Annotated in this window: 18 protein-coding genes; 14 read left to right on the forward strand and 4 right to left on the reverse strand. The window is 62.6% G+C overall.

Going from position 1 to position 17,162, the window contains the following annotated elements:
* Positions 1-141: 141 nt before the first annotated feature.
* Complete coding sequence (locus JET17_RS09975) at positions 142-1,230, reverse strand: asparaginase (protein ID WP_012313851.1); 1,089 nt, start codon at positions 1,228-1,230, stop codon at positions 142-144.
* 341 nt (positions 1,231-1,571) lie between these two features.
* Here JET17_RS09975 and JET17_RS09980 point away from each other — a divergent pair, with 341 nt between their 5' ends.
* The 7 genes from JET17_RS09980 to JET17_RS10010 all read left to right on the forward strand — a co-directional run bounded on the left by JET17_RS09980 (position 1,572) and on the right by JET17_RS10010 (position 8,530).
* Positions 1,572-2,528: a sugar ABC transporter substrate-binding protein gene (locus JET17_RS09980; RefSeq protein ID WP_012313852.1), complete on the forward strand. Its 957-nt coding sequence runs from the start codon at positions 1,572-1,574 to the stop codon at positions 2,526-2,528.
* A gap of 18 nt (positions 2,529-2,546) precedes the next feature.
* Positions 2,547-4,100, forward strand: a complete 1,554-nt coding sequence (locus JET17_RS09985; protein ID WP_012313853.1) for a sugar ABC transporter ATP-binding protein — start codon at positions 2,547-2,549, stop codon at positions 4,098-4,100.
* A complete protein-coding gene (locus JET17_RS09990; protein ID WP_012313854.1) occupies positions 4,097-5,092 on the forward strand; it encodes an ABC transporter permease in 996 nt (331 codons plus the stop codon). Before JET17_RS09985 ends, JET17_RS09990 begins: the two co-directional genes overlap by 4 nt.
* Positions 5,093-5,096: 4 nt before the next feature.
* The gene (locus JET17_RS09995) at positions 5,097-6,119 is read left to right on the forward strand and encodes a LacI family DNA-binding transcriptional regulator (RefSeq protein WP_012313855.1); all 1,023 of its coding nucleotides are present in this window, start codon (positions 5,097-5,099) and stop codon (positions 6,117-6,119) included.
* Between the two features lie 9 nt (positions 6,120-6,128).
* Positions 6,129-7,037, forward strand: a complete 909-nt coding sequence (rbsK, locus tag JET17_RS10000) for a ribokinase (protein ID WP_012313856.1) — start codon at positions 6,129-6,131, stop codon at positions 7,035-7,037.
* Positions 7,034-7,432 (forward strand): D-ribose pyranase, encoded by a 399-nt coding sequence (gene rbsD, locus JET17_RS10005; protein ID WP_012313857.1) that lies wholly within the window; start codon positions 7,034-7,036, stop codon positions 7,430-7,432. The genes rbsK and rbsD overlap by 4 nt, the downstream gene beginning before the upstream one ends.
* A 90-nt stretch (positions 7,433-7,522) precedes the next feature.
* Positions 7,523-8,530: a nucleoside hydrolase gene (locus tag JET17_RS10010; protein WP_012313858.1), complete on the forward strand. Its 1,008-nt coding sequence runs from the start codon at positions 7,523-7,525 to the stop codon at positions 8,528-8,530.
* On the opposite strand, the gene JET17_RS10015 is transcribed toward JET17_RS10010, so the two are convergent.
* Positions 8,502-8,714, reverse strand: a complete 213-nt coding sequence (locus JET17_RS10015) for a hypothetical protein (RefSeq protein WP_012313859.1) — start codon at positions 8,712-8,714, stop codon at positions 8,502-8,504. The genes JET17_RS10010 and JET17_RS10015 overlap by 29 nt on opposite strands.
* A gap of 285 nt (positions 8,715-8,999) precedes the next feature.
* On the opposite strand from JET17_RS10015, the gene JET17_RS10020 reads away from it, so the two are divergent.
* Positions 9,000-9,320 carry an I78 family peptidase inhibitor gene (locus tag JET17_RS10020; protein WP_012313860.1) on the forward strand — a complete coding sequence of 107 codons (321 nt, stop codon included), beginning with the start codon at positions 9,000-9,002 and terminating at the stop codon, positions 9,318-9,320.
* Between the two features lie 176 nt (positions 9,321-9,496).
* On the opposite strand, the gene JET17_RS10025 is transcribed toward JET17_RS10020, so the two are convergent.
* Entirely contained in the window at positions 9,497-9,709 is a 213-nt protein-coding gene (locus JET17_RS10025; RefSeq protein WP_012313861.1) for a cold-shock protein, read from the reverse strand.
* A gap of 159 nt (positions 9,710-9,868) precedes the next feature.
* A complete protein-coding gene (locus JET17_RS10030; RefSeq protein ID WP_012313862.1) occupies positions 9,869-10,171 on the reverse strand; it encodes a hypothetical protein in 303 nt (100 codons plus the stop codon).
* A gap of 335 nt (positions 10,172-10,506) precedes the next feature.
* On the opposite strand from JET17_RS10030, the gene thrS reads away from it, so the two are divergent.
* The 6 genes from thrS (at position 10,507) to pheT (ending at position 17,160) form a co-directional block, all read left to right on the forward strand.
* On the forward strand, positions 10,507-12,429 hold the full coding sequence (gene thrS, locus JET17_RS10035) for a threonine--tRNA ligase (protein WP_012313863.1): 1,923 nt from the start codon (positions 10,507-10,509) through the stop codon (positions 12,427-12,429).
* Entirely contained in the window at positions 12,429-12,980 is a 552-nt protein-coding gene (gene infC / locus JET17_RS10040) for a translation initiation factor IF-3 (RefSeq protein ID WP_012313864.1), read from the forward strand. The genes thrS and infC overlap by 1 nt, the downstream gene beginning before the upstream one ends.
* Positions 12,981-13,040: 60 nt before the next feature.
* Positions 13,041-13,235, forward strand: coding sequence for a 50S ribosomal protein L35 (rpmI, locus tag JET17_RS10045; RefSeq protein ID WP_012313865.1), 195 nt, complete (start codon positions 13,041-13,043; stop codon positions 13,233-13,235).
* Between the two features lie 28 nt (positions 13,236-13,263).
* A complete protein-coding gene (gene rplT / locus JET17_RS10050) occupies positions 13,264-13,620 on the forward strand; it encodes a 50S ribosomal protein L20 (RefSeq protein ID WP_003250671.1) in 357 nt (118 codons plus the stop codon).
* 110 nt (positions 13,621-13,730) lie between these two features.
* Positions 13,731-14,747, forward strand: a complete 1,017-nt coding sequence (pheS, locus tag JET17_RS10055; protein WP_012313866.1) for a phenylalanine--tRNA ligase subunit alpha — start codon at positions 13,731-13,733, stop codon at positions 14,745-14,747.
* A gap of 31 nt (positions 14,748-14,778) precedes the next feature.
* A complete protein-coding gene (gene pheT, locus JET17_RS10060; protein ID WP_012313867.1) occupies positions 14,779-17,160 on the forward strand; it encodes a phenylalanine--tRNA ligase subunit beta in 2,382 nt (793 codons plus the stop codon).
* The last annotated feature ends 2 nt before the right edge of the window (positions 17,161-17,162 follow it).

Genomic DNA, 17,162 nt, shown 5'->3' on the forward strand with positions numbered 1-17,162 from the left:
GCGCATACAGTATTTCACTGTAAGGGATTTCGCAACTGCGTGTAAGGTAAAAAGCGGGGGCTGTGGGTGGGCGATTTGTGGCGAGTGGAACCGCTTAAAGGGCCGGTGTAGCCAGTACACCAGCCCCTTGTCATGCGGCAATCAGTATTCCCAGAAAATCCGCTGCAGCTCTTTGCTGTCCTGGGTCTTGGTCATTGCCACCATGGCCAGGATCCGCGCCTTCTGCGGGTTCAGGTCGTGCGCTACAACCCAATCGTTCTTGTCATCCGGTTGCTCGGCGTTGCGCAGCACGAAACCGCCCTGGTTGACGTGCGACGAGCGGATGATCTGCACACCTTCCTTGCGCAGCTCCTGCAGCGCCGGCACCACGCGCGACGACACCGAACCGTTGCCGGTACCGGCATGAATCAGCGCTTTTGCGCCGTTCTGTGCCAGTGCCTTGTAGGCCGTGTCGGTCACATTGCCATAGCCGTAGGCGATGTCCACCTGGGGCAGGCTGCTGATCTGCTTGATGTCGAATTCCGAGTTGACGGTGTGACGCTTGGCCGGCAGGCGGAACCAGTACGATTTACCCTCTACAACCATGCCCATCGGGCCCCAGGCGCTCTTGAATGCTTCGGTCTTGATGTTGACCGCCTTGCTCACGTCGCGGCCAGACTGGATCTCGTCGTTCATGGTCACCAGTACACCCTTGCCGCGGGACTGCTTGTCGCTGGCCACGGCCACGGCGTTGTACAGGTTGAGCATGCCATCGGCCGACATGGCAGTGCCGGGGCGCATGGAGCCCACCACCACGATCGGCTTGTCGGTCTTCTCTACCAGGTTGAGGAAGTAGGCGGTTTCTTCCAGGGTGTCGGTGCCGTGGGTGATGACGATGCCGTCGACGTCCTTGCTTTCGGCCAGTTCGGCGACGCGCTTGCCCAGCTTGAGCAGGTCGTCATTGCTGATGCTTTCGGAGGCGATCTGCATCACTTGCTCACCGCGCACGTTGGCAATGTCGGCAAGCTCCGGCACGCCGGCGATCAACTTGTCGATGCCCAGCTTGGCCGCTTGGTATGTGGCACTGTTGGCAGCGCTGGCGCCGGCGCCGGCAATGGTGCCGCCGGTGGCGAGGATGACCACGTTGGCCAGCTTCTGTTGGGTTTGAGCTTCTTTCGCCGAAGCGGTGGTTGGCAGGATCAGCAGCAGCGCCAGGGCGCTGGGTGCGAAGGTCTTCAGTGCAGCATTCATAATTATTCTTCTCTCTTCCTATATGAGATTTTGCTGTGTCGCATAGGGGTGCAAGGCAGTTTTCGTACCATCTTCGAGGGAGTGCTGTAATTTCCCGGCGCGGCGCTGTGCCTATGGCACGGGCTTTCCGGCAATGGGGGCGCAGCGGCCCCATCGGTTCGGCAATCCGAACAAGCTTAGGAAAACCTGTTCGGTTTTTCGGAAAAATCCAGATACTCTGCGCCATGAGCGACTAGGCGCAAAAGCGAAACGGATTTGACAAAACCTCGTCCTGTTTCCATAGTTAGCCAACGCAAACGTTTGCGATCCGATAAAAACCACAAAATTCGGAGTCATCTCCCATGAAACTGCCGTTTCCCGGTCGTCTGCTGGCGCTCGCCGTCATTTCCTCGTTGTCGCTTGCCCTGCCTCTGTCCGCCGCCCATGCCGAAGACAAACCCAAGGTCGCCCTGGTGATGAAGTCGCTGGCCAACGAATTCTTCCGCACCATGGAAGACGGCGCCAAGGCCTACCAGAAAGACCACGCCAATGAATTCGAGCTGGTGGCTAACGGCATCAAGGACGAGACCGACACCGGCAACCAGATCCGCATCGTCGAACAGATGATAGCTACCGGCGCGAAGGCGCTGGTCATCGCACCGGCCGACTCCAAGGCCCTGGTGCCAGTGATCAAGAAAGCCATGGACGCCGGCATCACGGTGGTCAACATCGACAACCGCCTGGACCCCGACGTACTCAAGAGCAAGAACCTCAGCGTACCCTTTGTCGGGCCCGACAACCGCAAGGGCGCGCGCCTGGTGGGTGACTACCTGGCCAAGGAAAAGCTCAAGGCCGGTGACCAGGTCGGCATCATCGAAGGCGTGCCGACCACCACCAATGCCCAGCAGCGTACCGCCGGCTTCAAGGACGCCATGGAAGCGGCGCAGATGAAGATTGTCTCGGTGCAATCGGGCAACTGGGAAATCGACAAAGGCAACGCTGTCGCCGCCGCGATGCTCAACGAATACCCCGACCTCAAGGCGCTGCTGGCCGGTAACGACAGCATGGCCCTGGGCGCTGTCTCGGCCGTGCGCGCCGCCGGCAAGACCGGCCAGGTGCAAGTGGTGGGCTACGACAACATCAACGCCATCAAGCCCATGCTCAAGGATGGCCGCGTGCTTGCCACCCTCGACCAGGCGGCCAGCCAGCAGGCGGTGTACGGCATACAGGCGGCATTGCAGATGCTCAAGGGCCAGAAGCCGAACGTGGACGCCGACAACGTCATCCAGACCCCGGTCGAACTCATCACCAAGCCTTGACGGCCAGGAGACATGGCCATGCCTGTAACGGCCAATGAAGTGCTGCTCGCTGCCAGCGGCTTGGGCAAGAGCTACGCGCAACCGGTGCTGGGCGACGTCAGCCTGGCCCTGCGCGCCGGCGAAGTGCTGGCCCTGACCGGCGAGAACGGCGCCGGCAAGAGCACCCTGTCTAAGCTCATCAGCGGCCTGGAAACGCCCACCACCGGGCAAATGACCTTCCGCGGCCAGGCCTATGCACCTGGCAGCCGTAGCGCCGCCGAGCACCTTGGCGTGCGCATGGTCATGCAGGAGCTCAACCTGCTGCCGACCCTGACCGTGGCCGAAAACCTGTTCCTCGACAACCTGCCCAGCCGCTTCGGCTGGATCAGCCAAAAGCGCTTGCGCCAACTGGCCACGGCCGCCATGGCGCAGGTTGGCCTGGACGCCATCGACCCGGACACCCCGGTGGGCGAACTGGGCATCGGTCACCAGCAGATGGTGGAGATCGCCCGCAACCTGATCGGCGACTGCCATGTGCTGATCTTCGACGAACCCACCGCCATGCTCACCGCCCGCGAGGTGGAGCTGCTGTTCACCCAGATCAAGCGCCTGCGCCAGCGCGGCGTGGCCATCGTCTACATCTCACACCGCCTTGAAGAACTCCAGCGTGTGGCGCAGCGCATCGTGGTGCTGCGCGACGGCAAGCTGGTGTGCGACGAGCCAATCCAGCGCTACAGCAGCGCCGAGTTGGTCAACCTGATGGTCGGCCGCGAGCTGGGCGAACACATCGACCTGGGTCGCCGGCAGATCGGCGCGCCGTTGCTCAAGGTCGATCGGCTGTGCCGCGGCGACAAGGTGCGGGACGTGTCGCTGCAGGTCAGGGCAGGGGAGATCTTCGGCATCTCCGGGCTGATTGGGGCCGGCCGCACCGAGCTGCTGCGGCTGATTTTCGGCGCCGACCGCGCCGACAGCGGCAGCATCGAAATCGGCCAGCCACTCACGGCGGTGACCATCGACTCGCCCAAGGCGGCGGTCAAGGCCGGTATTGCCCTGATCACCGAAGACCGCAAGGGCGAAGGCCTGCTCCTGACGCAATCGATCAGCGCCAACATTGCCTTGGGCAACCTCGCCGCGCTGTCCCGTGGCGGGGTGGTCGACGGCGACGCCGAAAAGGCTCTGGCCGAGCGCCAGATCAATGCCATGCGCATTCGCAGCGCCAATGCCGCCCAGGCGGTCGGCGAACTGTCCGGAGGCAACCAGCAAAAGGTGGTGATCGGCCGGTGGCTGGAGCGTGACTGCCAAGTGTTGCTGTTCGACGAACCCACCCGCGGCATCGACGTGGGCGCCAAGTTCGACATCTATGGCTTGCTGGCCGAGCTGGCGCGCCAGGGCAAGGCCCTGGTGGTGGTGTCCAGCGACCTGCGCGAGCTGATGCTGATCTGCGACCGCATTGCCGTGCTGTCGGCCGGCCGCCTGATCGACACCTTCGAACGCGACCACTGGAGCCAGGACCAGCTCCTTGCCGCCGCCTTCGCCGGCTACCAGAAACGTGACGCCTTGCTGCACGACGCAGCGCCCAGGATGGATGCATGAAAACCACACCTCTCGACACACAGGCCCGCGCCCCCGCGCGCCGCAGCGGCACCTACTTCGGCCTCGGCACCTACCTGGGCCTTGCGGGCGCCTTGCTGGCCATGATCGTGCTGTTTTCGTTGCTCAGCAGCCACTTCTGGTCGTACGCCACCTTCAGCACCCTCGCCAACCAGATCCCCGACCTGATGGTGCTGGCCGTGGGCATGACCTTCGTGCTGATCATCGGCGGCATAGACCTGTCTGTGGGGTCGGTGCTGGCGCTGGCGGCATCGGCAGTCAGCGTGGCCATCCTCGGCTGGGGTTGGAGCGTGCTGCCGGCCGCCTTGCTCGGCATGGCCGTCGCCGCGCTGGCCGGCAGCATCACCGGCGCCGTCACGGTGGCCTGGCGCATCCCGTCGTTCATCGTCTCGCTGGGCGTGCTGGAAATGGCCCGCGGCCTGGCCTACCAGTTCACCGACTCGCGCACCGCCTACATCGGCGATGCCTACGCCTGGTTCTCCAACCCGATCGCCTACGGTATCTCGCCGGCCTTCATCATTGCCTTGCTGGTGATCATCCTCGCCCAGCTGGTGCTGACCCGTACCGTGTTCGGCCGTCACCTGATCGGCATCGGCACCAACGAAGAGGCCGTGCGCCTGGCCGGCATCGACCCGCGCCCCTACAAGGTGCTGGTGTTCGCCCTGATGGGCCTGCTGGCAGGCTTGGCCGCGCTGTTCCAGATTTCCCGCCTGGAGGCCGCCGACCCCAATGCCGGCGCCGGCCTGGAGCTGCAGGTGATTGCCGCCGTAGTGATCGGCGGCACCAGCCTGATGGGCGGGCGCGGCTCGGTCATCAGTACTTTCTTCGGTGTGCTGATCATCTCGGTGCTGGCCGCAGGCCTTGCACAGATAGGCGCCTCCGAACCCACCAAACGCATCATCACCGGGGCGGTCATCGTCATCGCCGTGGTGCTCGACACCTACCGTAGCCGGCGAGCAGGCCGGCGGAACTGAAAACATGGCAACCATCAAAGACGTCGCGGCACTCGCGGGTATTTCCTACACCACGGTGTCCCATGTACTGAACAAGACCCGCCCGGTCAGCGAACAGGTGCGGCTGAAGGTCGAAGCGGCCATCGTCGAACTCGACTACGTGCCCAGCGCCGTGGCGCGTTCGCTCAAGGCGCGCACCACCGCCACCATCGGGCTGCTGGTGCCCAACAGCGTCAACCCTTACTTCGCCGAGCTGGCGCGCGGCATTGAAGATGCCTGCGAGCGCAACGGCTATTGCGTGATCCTGTGCAACTCCGATGACAACCCGCAGAAGCAGCGCAGCTACCTGCGCGTGCTGCTGGAAAAACGCATCGACGGCCTGGTGGTGGCGTCGGTGGGCGAGGACAGCGACCTGCTGCAGAGCCTGGCCTGCGTGCGCACGCCGATGGTCATCGTCGACCGCGCGCTGGAAGGCGTCGACGCCGACCTGGTGCGCATCGACCACGAGCAGGGCGCGTATCTGGCCACCCAGCACCTGCTGGAGCTTGGCCATCGCGACATCGCCTATATCGGCGGCCCTGCTGCGACCGGGGTCAGCCAGCTGCGCCTGGCCGGCTTCCACCGCGCCATGGCCGAGGCGCAGGTAGGCGTGCAGGGGGCGCACATCCTGCAATGCGACTTCACGAGCCCAGGCGGCCATGCGGCGGCCGGGCAACTGCTCGACGGCCAGCGGCCCACGGCGATTTTCGCCGGCAACGACATGATCGGCTTCGGTGTGCTGCGTGCGGCTGCCGAGCGCAACATCAGCGTGCCGGGCGAGCTGTCGGTGATCGGCTTCGACGACATCGAGCTGAGCCGCTACGTGTACCCGCCGCTGACCACCGTCGGCCAGTCGATCCGCGAGCTCGGCGAAAGTGCGGCGGCGCTGTTGCTGTCACGGATTGCCACACCACGGCGCGAGGGTGCAGAGCAACGCATCGTCGCCCCGCGCATCGTGCTGCGCGAGTCCACCGGGCCGCGCCCGGACCTGTTCAATGATTACCGCTAAGGAATGCCCATGAGTGCCAAGGTCGTGGTGGTCGGTAGCCTCAACATGGACCTGGTGGCCCGCGCCGAGCGGCTGCCACGTGCAGGCGAAACACTGGCCGGCGAAAGCTTTTTCACCGTGCCGGGCGGCAAGGGCGCCAACCAGGCGGTGGCCGCGGCGCGCCTGGGCGCGAGCGTGGCCATGGTCGGCAACGTCGGCGATGACGCCTACGGCCAGCAGCTGCGCCAGGCCCTTGAGGTTGAGGGTATCGATTGCCAGGCGGTGAGCGCGTGCCCGGGCGTCTCCAGTGGCGTGGCGCTGATTACCGTAGATGCCGCCAGCCAGAACTGCATCGTCATCATCCCCGGCGGCAACGGCCAGCTGACCTCGGCAAGCGTGCAGCGTTTCGACGCACTGTTGCAGGCTGCCGAGGTGGTCATCTGCCAGCTCGAAGTGCCCGCCGACACCGTGGCCTGGGCTCTGGCCAGGGGGCGTGAGCTGGGCAAGACGGTGATCCTCAACCCGGCCCCGGCCACCGGCCCGCTGCCCGCGCAGTGGTTCGCCCATATCGATTACCTCATCCCCAACGAAAGCGAGGCCGAGGCGCTGGCCGGTGAGCCGGTCAACGACCTGGCCAGCGCCCGCCGTGCCGGCGAGCGTCTGCTGCAACTGGGCGCCGGCAAGGTCATCGTCACCCTTGGTGCGCAGGGCGCGCTGTTCGTCAGCCGAGATGGCAGCCGGCACTTCCCGGCGCCGCAGGTCAAAGCGCTGGACACCACGGCAGCGGGCGACACCTTTGTTGGCGGTTTTGCAGCCGCGCTGGTGCGCGGCCTGGAGGAGGGTGAAGCGATCACCTTCGGCCAACGCGCTGCGGCGCTGTCCGTCACTCGCGCCGGTGCGCAGCCTTCGATCCCGACCTTGGCGGAGCTGGCCCCATGAAAAAGACCGCGCTGCTCAACATTGCCCTGTCGCGCACCATTGCCGGGCTTGGCCATGGCGATATCCTGGTGATCGGCGATGCCGGTTTGCCCGTGCCGCCAGGGGTCGAACTGATCGACCTGGCCTTGACGCCGGGCATTCCCGACTTCGCCAGCGTGCTGCGCGCAGTGCTAAGCGAGATGCAGGTAGAGCGCCATGTGCTGGCCGAAGAGATGCAGAAGGTCGTGCCGCCCGGCCTGGTCGAGATCGAGCGTCTGCGCGGCAAGCTCGGCAAGCGTGAATGGCTGAGCCATGAGCAATTCAAGGTGTTGTCGCGCAGTGCCCGCGCCGTGGTGCGTACCGGCGAGTGCCAGCCCTACAGCAATATCGCCCTCATAGCTGGCGTAACCTTCTAGTTCCCAGTCCAGTCTGTGGGCGCCGGCTTGCCGGCGATGGGCCGCAAAGCGGCCCCGACCGCTTCACCACCAAGGCAACAGGAGTGCCCCATGCTCAAACCCCTGCTACAAGGACTCGCCCTCATGGCCGCAGCCGCCACCACCACGCTCCAGGCCGCACCCCGCGACCTGATCATCGACACCGACCCCGGCGCCGACGATGTGGTCGCGCTGTTCCTGGCCATGGCCTCGCCGGGCGAGCTCAACATCCGCGCCATCACCACCGTCGCTGGCAACGTGCGCCTCGACAAAACCTCGCGCAACGCCCGTCTGGCCCGCGAGTGGGCCGGCCGCGAAGACATCCCGGTATACGCCGGAGCAGGGCGCCCGTTGGTGCGCGCGCCCATCTACGCTGCCGAAGTGCATGGCGAAGAAGGCCTGACCGGTGTCCCGGTGCATGAACCGAAAAAACCCCTGGCCCCGGGCAATGCCGTGCAGTATCTGGTCGATACCCTCGGCGCTGCCGAACCCCGCAGCATCACCGTGGCCATGCTCGGCCCACAGACCAACCTGGCACTGGCACTGATCCAGCGCCCGGACATCGCCAAAGGCATCAAAGAGGTGGTGGTGATGGGCGGCGCCCACTTCAACGGCGGCAACATCACCCCGGCGGCAGAATTCAACCTCTACGCCGACCCGCACGCCGCCGAGGTGGTGTTGGCCAGTGGCGTGCCACTGACCTACCTGCCACTGGACGTCACCCACAAACTGCTGACCAGTGACGCCCGCCTCAAGCAGCTGGCAGCCGTGAACAACCAGGCCAGCAAGCGCGTGGTAGACATCCTGAATGCGTACATCAAACACGACATGGACTTGTACGGCATGCCCGGCGGCCCGGTGCATGACGCCAGCGTCATTGCTTATCTGCTCAAGCCCGAGCTGTTCAGCGGGCGGCGCATCCACATCAGCGTCGACAGCCGCGAGGGCCCGACCTTCGGCCAGACTGTCGCTGACTGGTACGGCGTGCTCAAGCAGCCGGCCAACGTGATGTGGGTGGGCGAGGGCGATGCCCAGGGCTTTTTCGACCTGCTCAGCGCGCGCCTGGCTCGATTGCAATAGCGGCGTGCGGTGCGTAGCGCTCGAACACCTGGTCGATGAAGTTGCGCGCCGCCTCGCTGCCCAGGTCGCGCACCAGCAGGTCCAGGGCGATCAATACCAGTTCTTCTGGCGTGCTGGGGCTATAGGCGCTCTGGCCCTCCGCCCATTTGACCTTGATGTCGGCGTCGATGCTGTGGTGGCTCATGAAAGGCTCTCGTTTGGGCCTGTGGCGGAGGGGCGAACACCTGACCCTGGTGTTCGCAGCAGGCACTGTGCCTGCACTTCTTAAAGTAAATCATCACTTTGCGTCAATGGCTCTTCGACTTAAGAATAAAAAGCTTGCCCAAGCAAACCAACTGCGTGGTGCAAAATCCGGTCACGATTGGCTTTCGCTACACGCGGCGAGTTCAGGCAGACTTGGGCGGTTTTGCAACGAATTCAGGGTGGAACTGTCGGAACAGGCAGTTCCCAGATCTATTTAGGAGGATTCATGTTCCGTACCCGTGCTTCCCTGGCAACCTTGCTGGTCGCTGCTGTGCTGGCTGGTTGCAGCACTGGGGGCAACTCTGGCGGCGGCAGCGCCCCGGCTGCACCTGCAGGCAACGACGGCCGCTGCGAGGCCAGCGGTGCCGATTTCGCCATTGGCAAGCAAGGCAGTGCCGAACTGCTTGAGCAGGCGCGCAAGGCCAGTGGCTCGCAGATGGCCCGTATCCTCAAGCCGCATGACATGGTGACCCTGGAGTACCGCTCCGAACGCCTCAACCTGAATGTGGACGAGCAGGGCAAGGTGACCCGCGTCAACTGCGGTTGATGCAGCTCCAAGGACTACACTGCTCGGCATTTCATGCGGCGGCGCTAGAAGCCTGGGGCCGCTTAGCGGCCCTTCGCGACACAAGGCCGCTCCTACGAAGGGCTGGCGTGTGCTGCCCTGGCAAACGCCCATAAAAAAACCCGCCACAAGGGCGGGTTTTTTTACAGCTATCCGAATTACTCCGGACGAACCTGCGCAGCCTGCATACCCTTCTGGCCTTTTTCGGCAACGAAGGAAACAGTCTGGCCTTCTTTCAGGCTCTTGAAGCCGTCGGATTCGATGGCTTTGAAGTGAACGAACAGGTCGTCGCCGCCGCCTGCTGGGGTGATGAAGCCGTAGCCTTTCTCATCATTGAACCATTTGACGGTGCCTTGTTGGCGATTGGACATGGGTGAATCTCCAGAACATTTAATTTTCAGTGGTGCAATGTGGCCGAGGCTACGGAGCACGGACACCATAATAGTCTAATTCTGCGCCTGTAGCGTCTTTTACCTTCGCAGGATGCTGATCCAGGGCAAATAAAGCCCGGAAAGCCCTCCGCGCATGGCTCATTTCGGCTTGCAGGCCGCTTGCACGACGCTCTGTGCCTTCTGCATCAGCTTGGCGTCAACGCCGTCATTGCTGTCCAGGTCTTCGATCTCCTTATCAGTGAAATTATCTTTGATGGCTTGCGCGCCGCACGAGCAATGCTTGTCTGCAGTCGCAGCGTCGACACCTTGACCTTGCGCCACCTGCTTGCATTGCGTCATGTAGGCACCCTCCTTGCCGGCAGGGAAGTTGCCAGCGGTGGCTGCCATGGGCAGCAGCAGGGCGCCAGCGGCCGCCAGGGCCAGAAGAGACGGAACTCGCATAACCAGACACTCCTTGGGTTAAGGTCTCATCAAGAGTAGGTTGCTTCCCAAGGTCTGATAGGAAATTTTCCGTGTAAGTTCACCGCTACCGCGTAATTTCCAAATATTTCTGCGCTGCCATGCAACCCCCGTGCTAGCATGCCCGGCTTGCAGCTACACACTTGCAGCCTGCAACTATCTTTTTACTTTCCAGTCACTCAGGTCCCCCTGGCAAGCCGAAAGGCTTCTGCCACTGTGAGGCAGGCTTCCTTGAAGGAAGGCAGGTCGGATCTTGTACTGGCTCATCCCAACCCACGTGACCTTTGGTAGGGGTCACCACTAGGAGAGGAGGCGCCATGCCCACTATTACTCTTCCCGATGGCAGTCAACGCGCGTTTGATCACGCGGTATCCGTAGCCGATGTCGCCGCTTCGATCGGTGCCGGCCTGGCCAAGGCCACCGTTGCCGGCAAAGTCGACGGCAAGCTGGTCGACGCCTGCGAGCTGATCACCCACGACGCCACCCTGCAGATCATCACCCCTAAAGATGAAGAGGGACTGGAGATCATTCGTCACTCGTGCGCCCACCTGGTCGGCCACGCGGTGAAACAGCTGTACCCGACCGCCAAGATGGTCATCGGCCCGGTCATCGACGAAGGCTTCTATTACGACATCGCCTACGAGCGCTCCTTCACCCCTGAAGACCTGGCCGCCATCGAAAAGCGCATGCAGCAGCTGATCGAAAAAGACTACGACGTCATCAAGAAGATGACCCCGCGTGCCGAAGTCATCGACGTGTTCAAGGCCCGTGGCGAAGACTACAAGCTGCGCCTGGTCGAAGACATGCCCGACGAGCAGGCCATGGGCCTGTACTACCACGAAGAATACGTCGACATGTGCCGTGGCCCGCACGTGCCGAACACCCGCTTCCTCAAGGCATTCAAGCTGACCAAGCTGTCCGGCGCCTACTGGCGTGGCGATGCCAAGAACGAGCAGCTGCAGCGCGTGTACGGTACCGCCTGGGCTGACAAGAAGCAGCTGGCTGCCTACATCCAGCGTATCGAAGAAGCCGAAAAACGCGACCACCGCAAGATCGGCAAGCAGCTCGACCTGTTCCACCTGCAGGAAGAAGCGCCGGGCATGGTGTTCTGGCACGCCAACGGCTGGACCGTCTACCAGGTGCTCGAGCAGTACATGCGCCAGGTCCAGCGCGAAAACGGCTACTCGGAAATCAAGACCCCGCAAGTCGTCGACCGCATCCTCTGGGAACGTTCCGGCCACTGGTCCAACTACGCCGAAAACATGTTCACCACATCGTCGGAAAGCCGCGATTACGCGGTCAAGCCGATGAACTGCCCGTGCCACGTGCAGGTGTTCAACCAGGGCCTGAAGTCGTACCGCGACCTGCCACTGCGCCTGGCCGAATTCGGTGCCTGCCACCGTAACGAGCCGTCCGGCGCCCTGCACGGCATCATGCGCGTGCGTGGCTTCGTGCAAGACGACGCGCACATCTTCTGCACCGAAGACCAGGTGAAGAAAGAAGCCGCCGACTTCATCAAACTGACTCTGGATGTGTACAAGGACTTCGGTTTCACCGACGTCGCCATGAAGCTCTCCACCCGCCCCGCCAAGCGCGTGGGTTCCGAAGAGCTGTGGGACCGCGCCGAAGGTGCACTGGCCGACGCCCTGAACGAATCCGGCCTGGAATGGGAATACCAGCCAGGTGAAGGTGCCTTCTACGGCCCGAAAATCGAATTCACCCTGCGCGACTGCCTGGGCCGTAACTGGCAGTGTGGTACCCTGCAGTACGATCCGAACCTGCCAGAGCGCCTGGACGCCAGCTACATCGCCGAAGACAACGCGCGCAAGCGCCCGGTGATGCTGCACCGCGCCATCCTCGGCTCGTTCGAACGCTTCATCGGCATGCTCATCGAGCACTATGCCGGTGTGTTCCCGGCGTGGCTGGCACCGACCCAGGCCGTGATCATGAACATCACCGACAAACAGGCCGATTTCGCCCTTCAGGTTGAGAAATCTCTGAACGGTAGCGGTTTCCGTGCCAAGTCGGACTTGAGAAATGAGAAGATCGGCTTTAAAATCCGCGAGCATACTTTGCTCAAGGTCCCGTACCTTTTGGTTATAGGGGACCGCGAAGTCGAAACGCAAACCGTCGCTGTGCGTACTCGCGAAGGTGCAGACCTGGGCTCCATGCCCGTCGCCCAGTTCGTTGAGCTTCTGACACATGCGGTTTCCCGGCGTGGTCGCCAAGAATCGGAGTAATGACTATTAAGCGTGAAATGAGAAACGATAAACGTGCTGCACCGAAGGCCCCGATCAACGAGAATATCTCGGCCCGCGAGGTTCGGTTAATTGGCGCAGACGGCGAGCAGGTTGGCATCGTCTCGATTGATGAAGCGCTGCGTATCGCTGATGAAGCGAAGCTGGACCTGGTTGAAATCTCTGCAGACGCGGTACCGCCTGTCTGCAAGGTCATGGACTACGGCAAGCACCTCTTCGAAAAGAAGAAGCAGGCTAACGAAGCCAAGAAAAACCAGAAGCAGATCCAGATCAAAGAAATCAAGTTTCGTCCAGGGACGGAGGATGGGGATTACCAGGTAAAACTACGCAACCTGGTACGTTTCCTTACCGATGGGGACAAGGCCAAGATCTCTCTGAGATTCCGTGGTCGTGAGATGGCCCACCAGGAGCTGGGCATGGAGCTGTTGAAGCGGGTTGAAGCTGACCTCGCCGAATACGGCACCGTTGAGCAGCATCCGAAGATGGAAGGACGCCAGCTTATGATGGTCATCGCCCCCAAGAAAAAGAAGTAATCTCCCGGGCACGGCAGGCCTGATGATTATGTGTAATTTTATCGAATGCGGAGTTCCAACATGCCAAAAATGAAAACCAAGAGCGGTGCTGCAAAGCGCTTCCTGAAGACCGCTACCGGCTTCAAGCACAAGCACGCTTTCAAGAGCCACATCCTGACCAAAATGTCGACCAAGCGTAAGCGTCAACTGCGTGGTAGCAGCTTGCTGCACCCGTCTGACGTCGCGAAAGTCGCGCGCATGCTGCGCGTTCGTTAATTCTGGTCAAAGATAGAGGAAGTTACTCATGGCTCGTGTAAAGCGCGGCGTTATCGCTCGTAAGCGTCACAAAAAAATTCTGAAACTGGCTAAAGGTTACTACGGTGCACGCTCGCGCGTATTCCGCGTAGCCAAGCAGGCAGTCATCAAGGCAGGCCAATACGCCTACCGCGACCGTCGCCAGAAGAAGCGTCAGTTCCGCGCACTGTGGATCGCTCGTATCAACGCCGGTGCCCGCACCAACGGTCTGTCTTACAGCCGTCTGATTGCTGGCCTGAAAAAGGCGTCGATCGAAATCGACCGTAAGGTTCTGGCTGACCTGGCAGTGAACGAAAAAGCGGCGTTTGCTGCAATTGTCGAGAAAGCTAAAGCCGTTCTGGCTTAAGTACCCACGACAATCATCCGGCAGCGTTCTGCGCTGTCGGGTGTAAAACGTCATCGATAGGGGAAGAGCCTTCAAAGCTCTTCCCCTATTTTCGTATCTGGAGTCTGTACATGGAAAACCTGGACGCGCTGGTCTCCCAAGCCCTTGAGGCCGTGGAGCGCGCTGAAGACATCAATGCCCTGGAACAGATCCGGGTTCAGTATCTGGGCAAAAAAGGCGAACTGACCCAGGTGATGAAGACCCTGGGCAACCTGCCAGCCGAAGAGCGCCCGAAAGTCGGCGCGCTGATCAATGACGCCAAAGAGCGCGTCACCGAAGTGCTCAACGCACGCAAGGCAGCCTTTGAAGAAGCCGAGCTCAGCGCTCGCCTGGCCGCCGAATGCATTGATGTGACCCTGCCAGGCCGTGGCCAGGCTACCGGTGGCCTGCACCCGATCACCCGTACCCTCGAACGCATCGAGCAGTTCTTCACCCATATCGGCTACGGCATCGCCGAAGGCCCCGAGGTCGAAGACGACTACCACAACTTCGAGGCGCTCAACATCCCCGGCCACCACCCGGCCCGGGCGATGCACGACACCTTCTACTTCAATGCCAACATGCTGCTGCGCACCCACACCTCGCCGGTGCAGGTGCGGACCATGGAGTCCACCCAGCCGCCAATCCGCATTGTGTGCCCGGGCCGCGTCTACCGCTGCGACTCGGATATCACCCACTCGCCGATGTTCCACCAGGTCGAAGGCCTGCTGATCGATCGCGACATCAACTTTGCCGACCTCAAGGGCACCATCGAAGAGTTCCTGCGTGTGTTCTTCGAAAAAGAACTGGCCGTGCGCTTCCGTCCGTCGTTCTTCCCCTTCACCGAGCCGTCCGCCGAAGTCGACATCCAGTGCGTGATGTGTTCCGGCAAAGGCTGCCGCGTGTGCAAGCAAACCGGCTGGCTGGAAGTGCTGGGCTGCGGCATGGTGCACCCGAACGTGCTGCGCATGTCCGGCATCGACCCTGAAGAATTCCAGGGCTTCGCCTTCGGCATGGGCGCCGAGCGCCTGGCCATGCTGCGCTACGGCGTCAACGATTTGCGTCTGTTCTTCGACAACGACCTGCGGTTCTTAGCCCAATTCCGCTAGGCCCAATCGACGCAATTTTCAGGAGAACAGCATGAAATTCAGTGAACAGTGGCTGCGCGGTTGGGTAAACCCGCAAGTCTCCCGTGACGAACTGGTCGCCCGCCTGTCCATGGCCGGCCTTGAAGTCGACAGCGTAACCCCCGCTGCCGGCCAGTTCAGCGGCATCGTCGTGGGCGAAATCCTCGCCACCGAACAACACCCCGACGCCGACAAGCTGCGCGTCTGCCAGGTCAGCAACGGCCAGGAAACCTTCCAGGTCGTCTGCGGCGCCCCCAACGCGCGCCCGGGCATCAAAATCCCGTTCGCCATGATCGGCGCCGAACTGCCGGGCGACTTCAAGATCAAGAAGGCCAAGCTGCGCGGCGTCGAGTCGTTCGGCATGCTGTGCTCGGCAGCAGAGCTGCAGATCAGCGAAGAAAACGACGGCCTGCTCGAACTGGCTGCCGACGCTCCGGTAGGCGAAGACATTCGCCAGTACCTGAGCCTGGACGACGCCAGCATCGAAATCGGCCTGACCCCCAACCGCGGTGACTGCCTGTCGCTGGCTGGCCTGGCCCGCGACGTCAGCGCCCTGTACAACGTCCCGGTCACCCGCCCGGTGGTGCCGGCCGTTCCGGCTGCCCACGACGAAGTGCGCCCGGTCGAAGTCAGCGCCCCGGCCGTGTGCCCACGCTACCTGGGCCGCGTCATCCGCAACGTCGACCTCAGCAAGCCCACCCCGCTGTGGATGGTTGAACGCCTGCGCCGCAGCGACGTGCGTAGCATCGACGCCGCCGTCGACATCACCAACTACGTGATGCTCGAACTCGGCCAGCCGATGCACGCCTTCGACCTCGCCGAAATCAACGGTGGCATCCGCGTACGCATGGCCGAAGAGGGCGAGAAGCTCGTGCTGCTCGACGGCCAGGAAGTCGCCCTGCGCGCCGACACCCTGGTCATCGCCGACCACACCCGCGCCCTGGCCATTGCCGGCGTGATGGGTGGCGAGCACAGCGGCGTCAACACCGAAAAAACCCGCGACCTGTTCCTCGAAAGCGCCTTCTTCGAGCCGATCGCCGTTGCTGGCAAGGCCCGTTCCTACGGCCTGCACACCGACGCCTCGCACCGCTACGAGCGCGGCGTCGACTCGCAACTGGCCCGCGAAGCCATGGAGCGCGCTACCGCACTGGTGCTGGAGATTGTCGGCGGCGAAGCCGGCCCCATCATCGAAGCCGTCAGCGAACAGCACCTGCCGCAAGTCGCTCCGGTGACCCTGCGCGCCGAACGCATCACCCAGATGCTCGGCATGGAGCTGCAGGCCGCCCAGGTCGAGCAGATGCTCAACGCCCTGGAGCTGACCACCACGGCCAACGGGGCAGGGGAGTGGACCGTCAAGGTGCCAAGCCACCGCTTCGACATCAGCCTGGAAGTCGACCTGATCGAAGAGCTGGCCCGCCTGTACGGCTACAACAGCCTGCCAGTGCGTTACCCGCAAGCGCGCCTGGCACCCAAGGCCAACCCGGAAACCCGCGGTGAGCTGCCCAACCTGCGCCGCCTGCTGGTCGCCCGCGGCTACCAGGAAGCCATCACCTACAGCTTCATCGACCCGAAGCTGTTCGAGCTGTTCACCCCAGGCGTAGAGCCGCTGCTGCTGGCCAACCCCATCTCCAGCGACATGGCCGCCATGCGCGCCTCGCTGTGGCCGGGCCTGGTCAAAGCTATGCAGCACAACCTCAACCGCCAGCAAGACCGCGTGCGCCTGTTCGAAAGCGGCCTGCGCTTCGTCGGCCAGCTGGGTGACCTGAAGCAGCAGCCCATGATCGCCGGCGTCGTCACCGGCAGCCGCCTGCCAGAAGGCTGGGCCAACGGCCGTGACAGCATCGACTTCTTCGATGTGAAAGCAGATGTCGAAGCCCTGCTGGGCTACTCGGGCGCCCTGAGCGACTTCACCTTCGCCGCCGGCAAACACCCCGCCCTGCACCCAGGCCAGACCGCTCTCATCCAGCGCGACGGCAAGGAAGTCGGCTACCTCGGCGCCCTGCACCCGGAAGTTGCCAAGGCCCTGGGTCTGGACCGCCCGGTGTACGTCTTCGAGCTGGTGTTGGGTGATGTGGTCGAAGGTCGCCTGCCGAAATTCAGCGAACTCTCCAAGTTCCCGGAAACCCGTCGCGACCTGGCCCTGATCGCCGGCCGTGACGTGGCTGCCAGCGCCGTGCTTGAAGTAATTCGTGACAATGCAGGCGAATGGCTTACAGACCTCAGGCTGTTTGACGTCTACCAGGGTAAAGGTATTGATCCTGATAGAAAAAGCCTGGCCGTCGGCTTGACCTGGCAGCATCCATCGCGCACTCTTAACGACGATGAGGTGAACACTACCCTGCAAAACATCCTCACCTCGCTTGAACAAAGGTTGAACACCACGTTAAGGAAATAACG

It is taken from the genome of Pseudomonas putida (assembly GCF_016406145.1).
GTDB classification, from domain to species: Bacteria; Pseudomonadota; Gammaproteobacteria; order Pseudomonadales; family Pseudomonadaceae; genus Aquipseudomonas; species Aquipseudomonas putida_E.

Bases quoted from the DNA above. Each gene is read 5' to 3' on its own strand.
- JET17_RS09975 (WP_012313851.1), bottom strand. From the start codon at position 1,230: ATGAATGCTGCACTGAAGACCTTCGCACCCAGCGCCCTGGCGCTGCTG.
- JET17_RS09980 (WP_012313852.1), top strand. From the start codon at position 1,572: ATGAAACTGCCGTTTCCCGGTCGTCTGCTGGCGCTCGCCGTCATTTCC.
- JET17_RS09985 (WP_012313853.1), top strand. From the start codon at position 2,547: ATGCCTGTAACGGCCAATGAAGTGCTGCTCGCTGCCAGCGGCTTGGGC.
- JET17_RS09990 (WP_012313854.1), top strand. From the start codon at position 4,097: ATGAAAACCACACCTCTCGACACACAGGCCCGCGCCCCCGCGCGCCGC.
- JET17_RS09995 (WP_012313855.1), top strand. From the start codon at position 5,097: ATGGCAACCATCAAAGACGTCGCGGCACTCGCGGGTATTTCCTACACC.
- rbsK (WP_012313856.1), top strand. From the start codon at position 6,129: ATGAGTGCCAAGGTCGTGGTGGTCGGTAGCCTCAACATGGACCTGGTG.
- rbsD (WP_012313857.1), top strand. From the start codon at position 7,034: ATGAAAAAGACCGCGCTGCTCAACATTGCCCTGTCGCGCACCATTGCC.
- JET17_RS10010 (WP_012313858.1), top strand. From the start codon at position 7,523: ATGCTCAAACCCCTGCTACAAGGACTCGCCCTCATGGCCGCAGCCGCC.
- JET17_RS10015 (WP_012313859.1), bottom strand. From the start codon at position 8,714: ATGAGCCACCACAGCATCGACGCCGACATCAAGGTCAAATGGGCGGAG.
- JET17_RS10020 (WP_012313860.1), top strand. From the start codon at position 9,000: ATGTTCCGTACCCGTGCTTCCCTGGCAACCTTGCTGGTCGCTGCTGTG.
- JET17_RS10025 (WP_012313861.1), bottom strand. From the start codon at position 9,709: ATGTCCAATCGCCAACAAGGCACCGTCAAATGGTTCAATGATGAGAAA.
- JET17_RS10030 (WP_012313862.1), bottom strand. From the start codon at position 10,171: ATGCGAGTTCCGTCTCTTCTGGCCCTGGCGGCCGCTGGCGCCCTGCTG.
- thrS (WP_012313863.1), top strand. From the start codon at position 10,507: ATGCCCACTATTACTCTTCCCGATGGCAGTCAACGCGCGTTTGATCAC.
- infC (WP_012313864.1), top strand. From the start codon at position 12,429: ATGACTATTAAGCGTGAAATGAGAAACGATAAACGTGCTGCACCGAAG.
- rpmI (WP_012313865.1), top strand. From the start codon at position 13,041: ATGCCAAAAATGAAAACCAAGAGCGGTGCTGCAAAGCGCTTCCTGAAG.
- rplT (WP_003250671.1), top strand. From the start codon at position 13,264: ATGGCTCGTGTAAAGCGCGGCGTTATCGCTCGTAAGCGTCACAAAAAA.
- pheS (WP_012313866.1), top strand. From the start codon at position 13,731: ATGGAAAACCTGGACGCGCTGGTCTCCCAAGCCCTTGAGGCCGTGGAG.
- pheT (WP_012313867.1), top strand. From the start codon at position 14,779: ATGAAATTCAGTGAACAGTGGCTGCGCGGTTGGGTAAACCCGCAAGTC.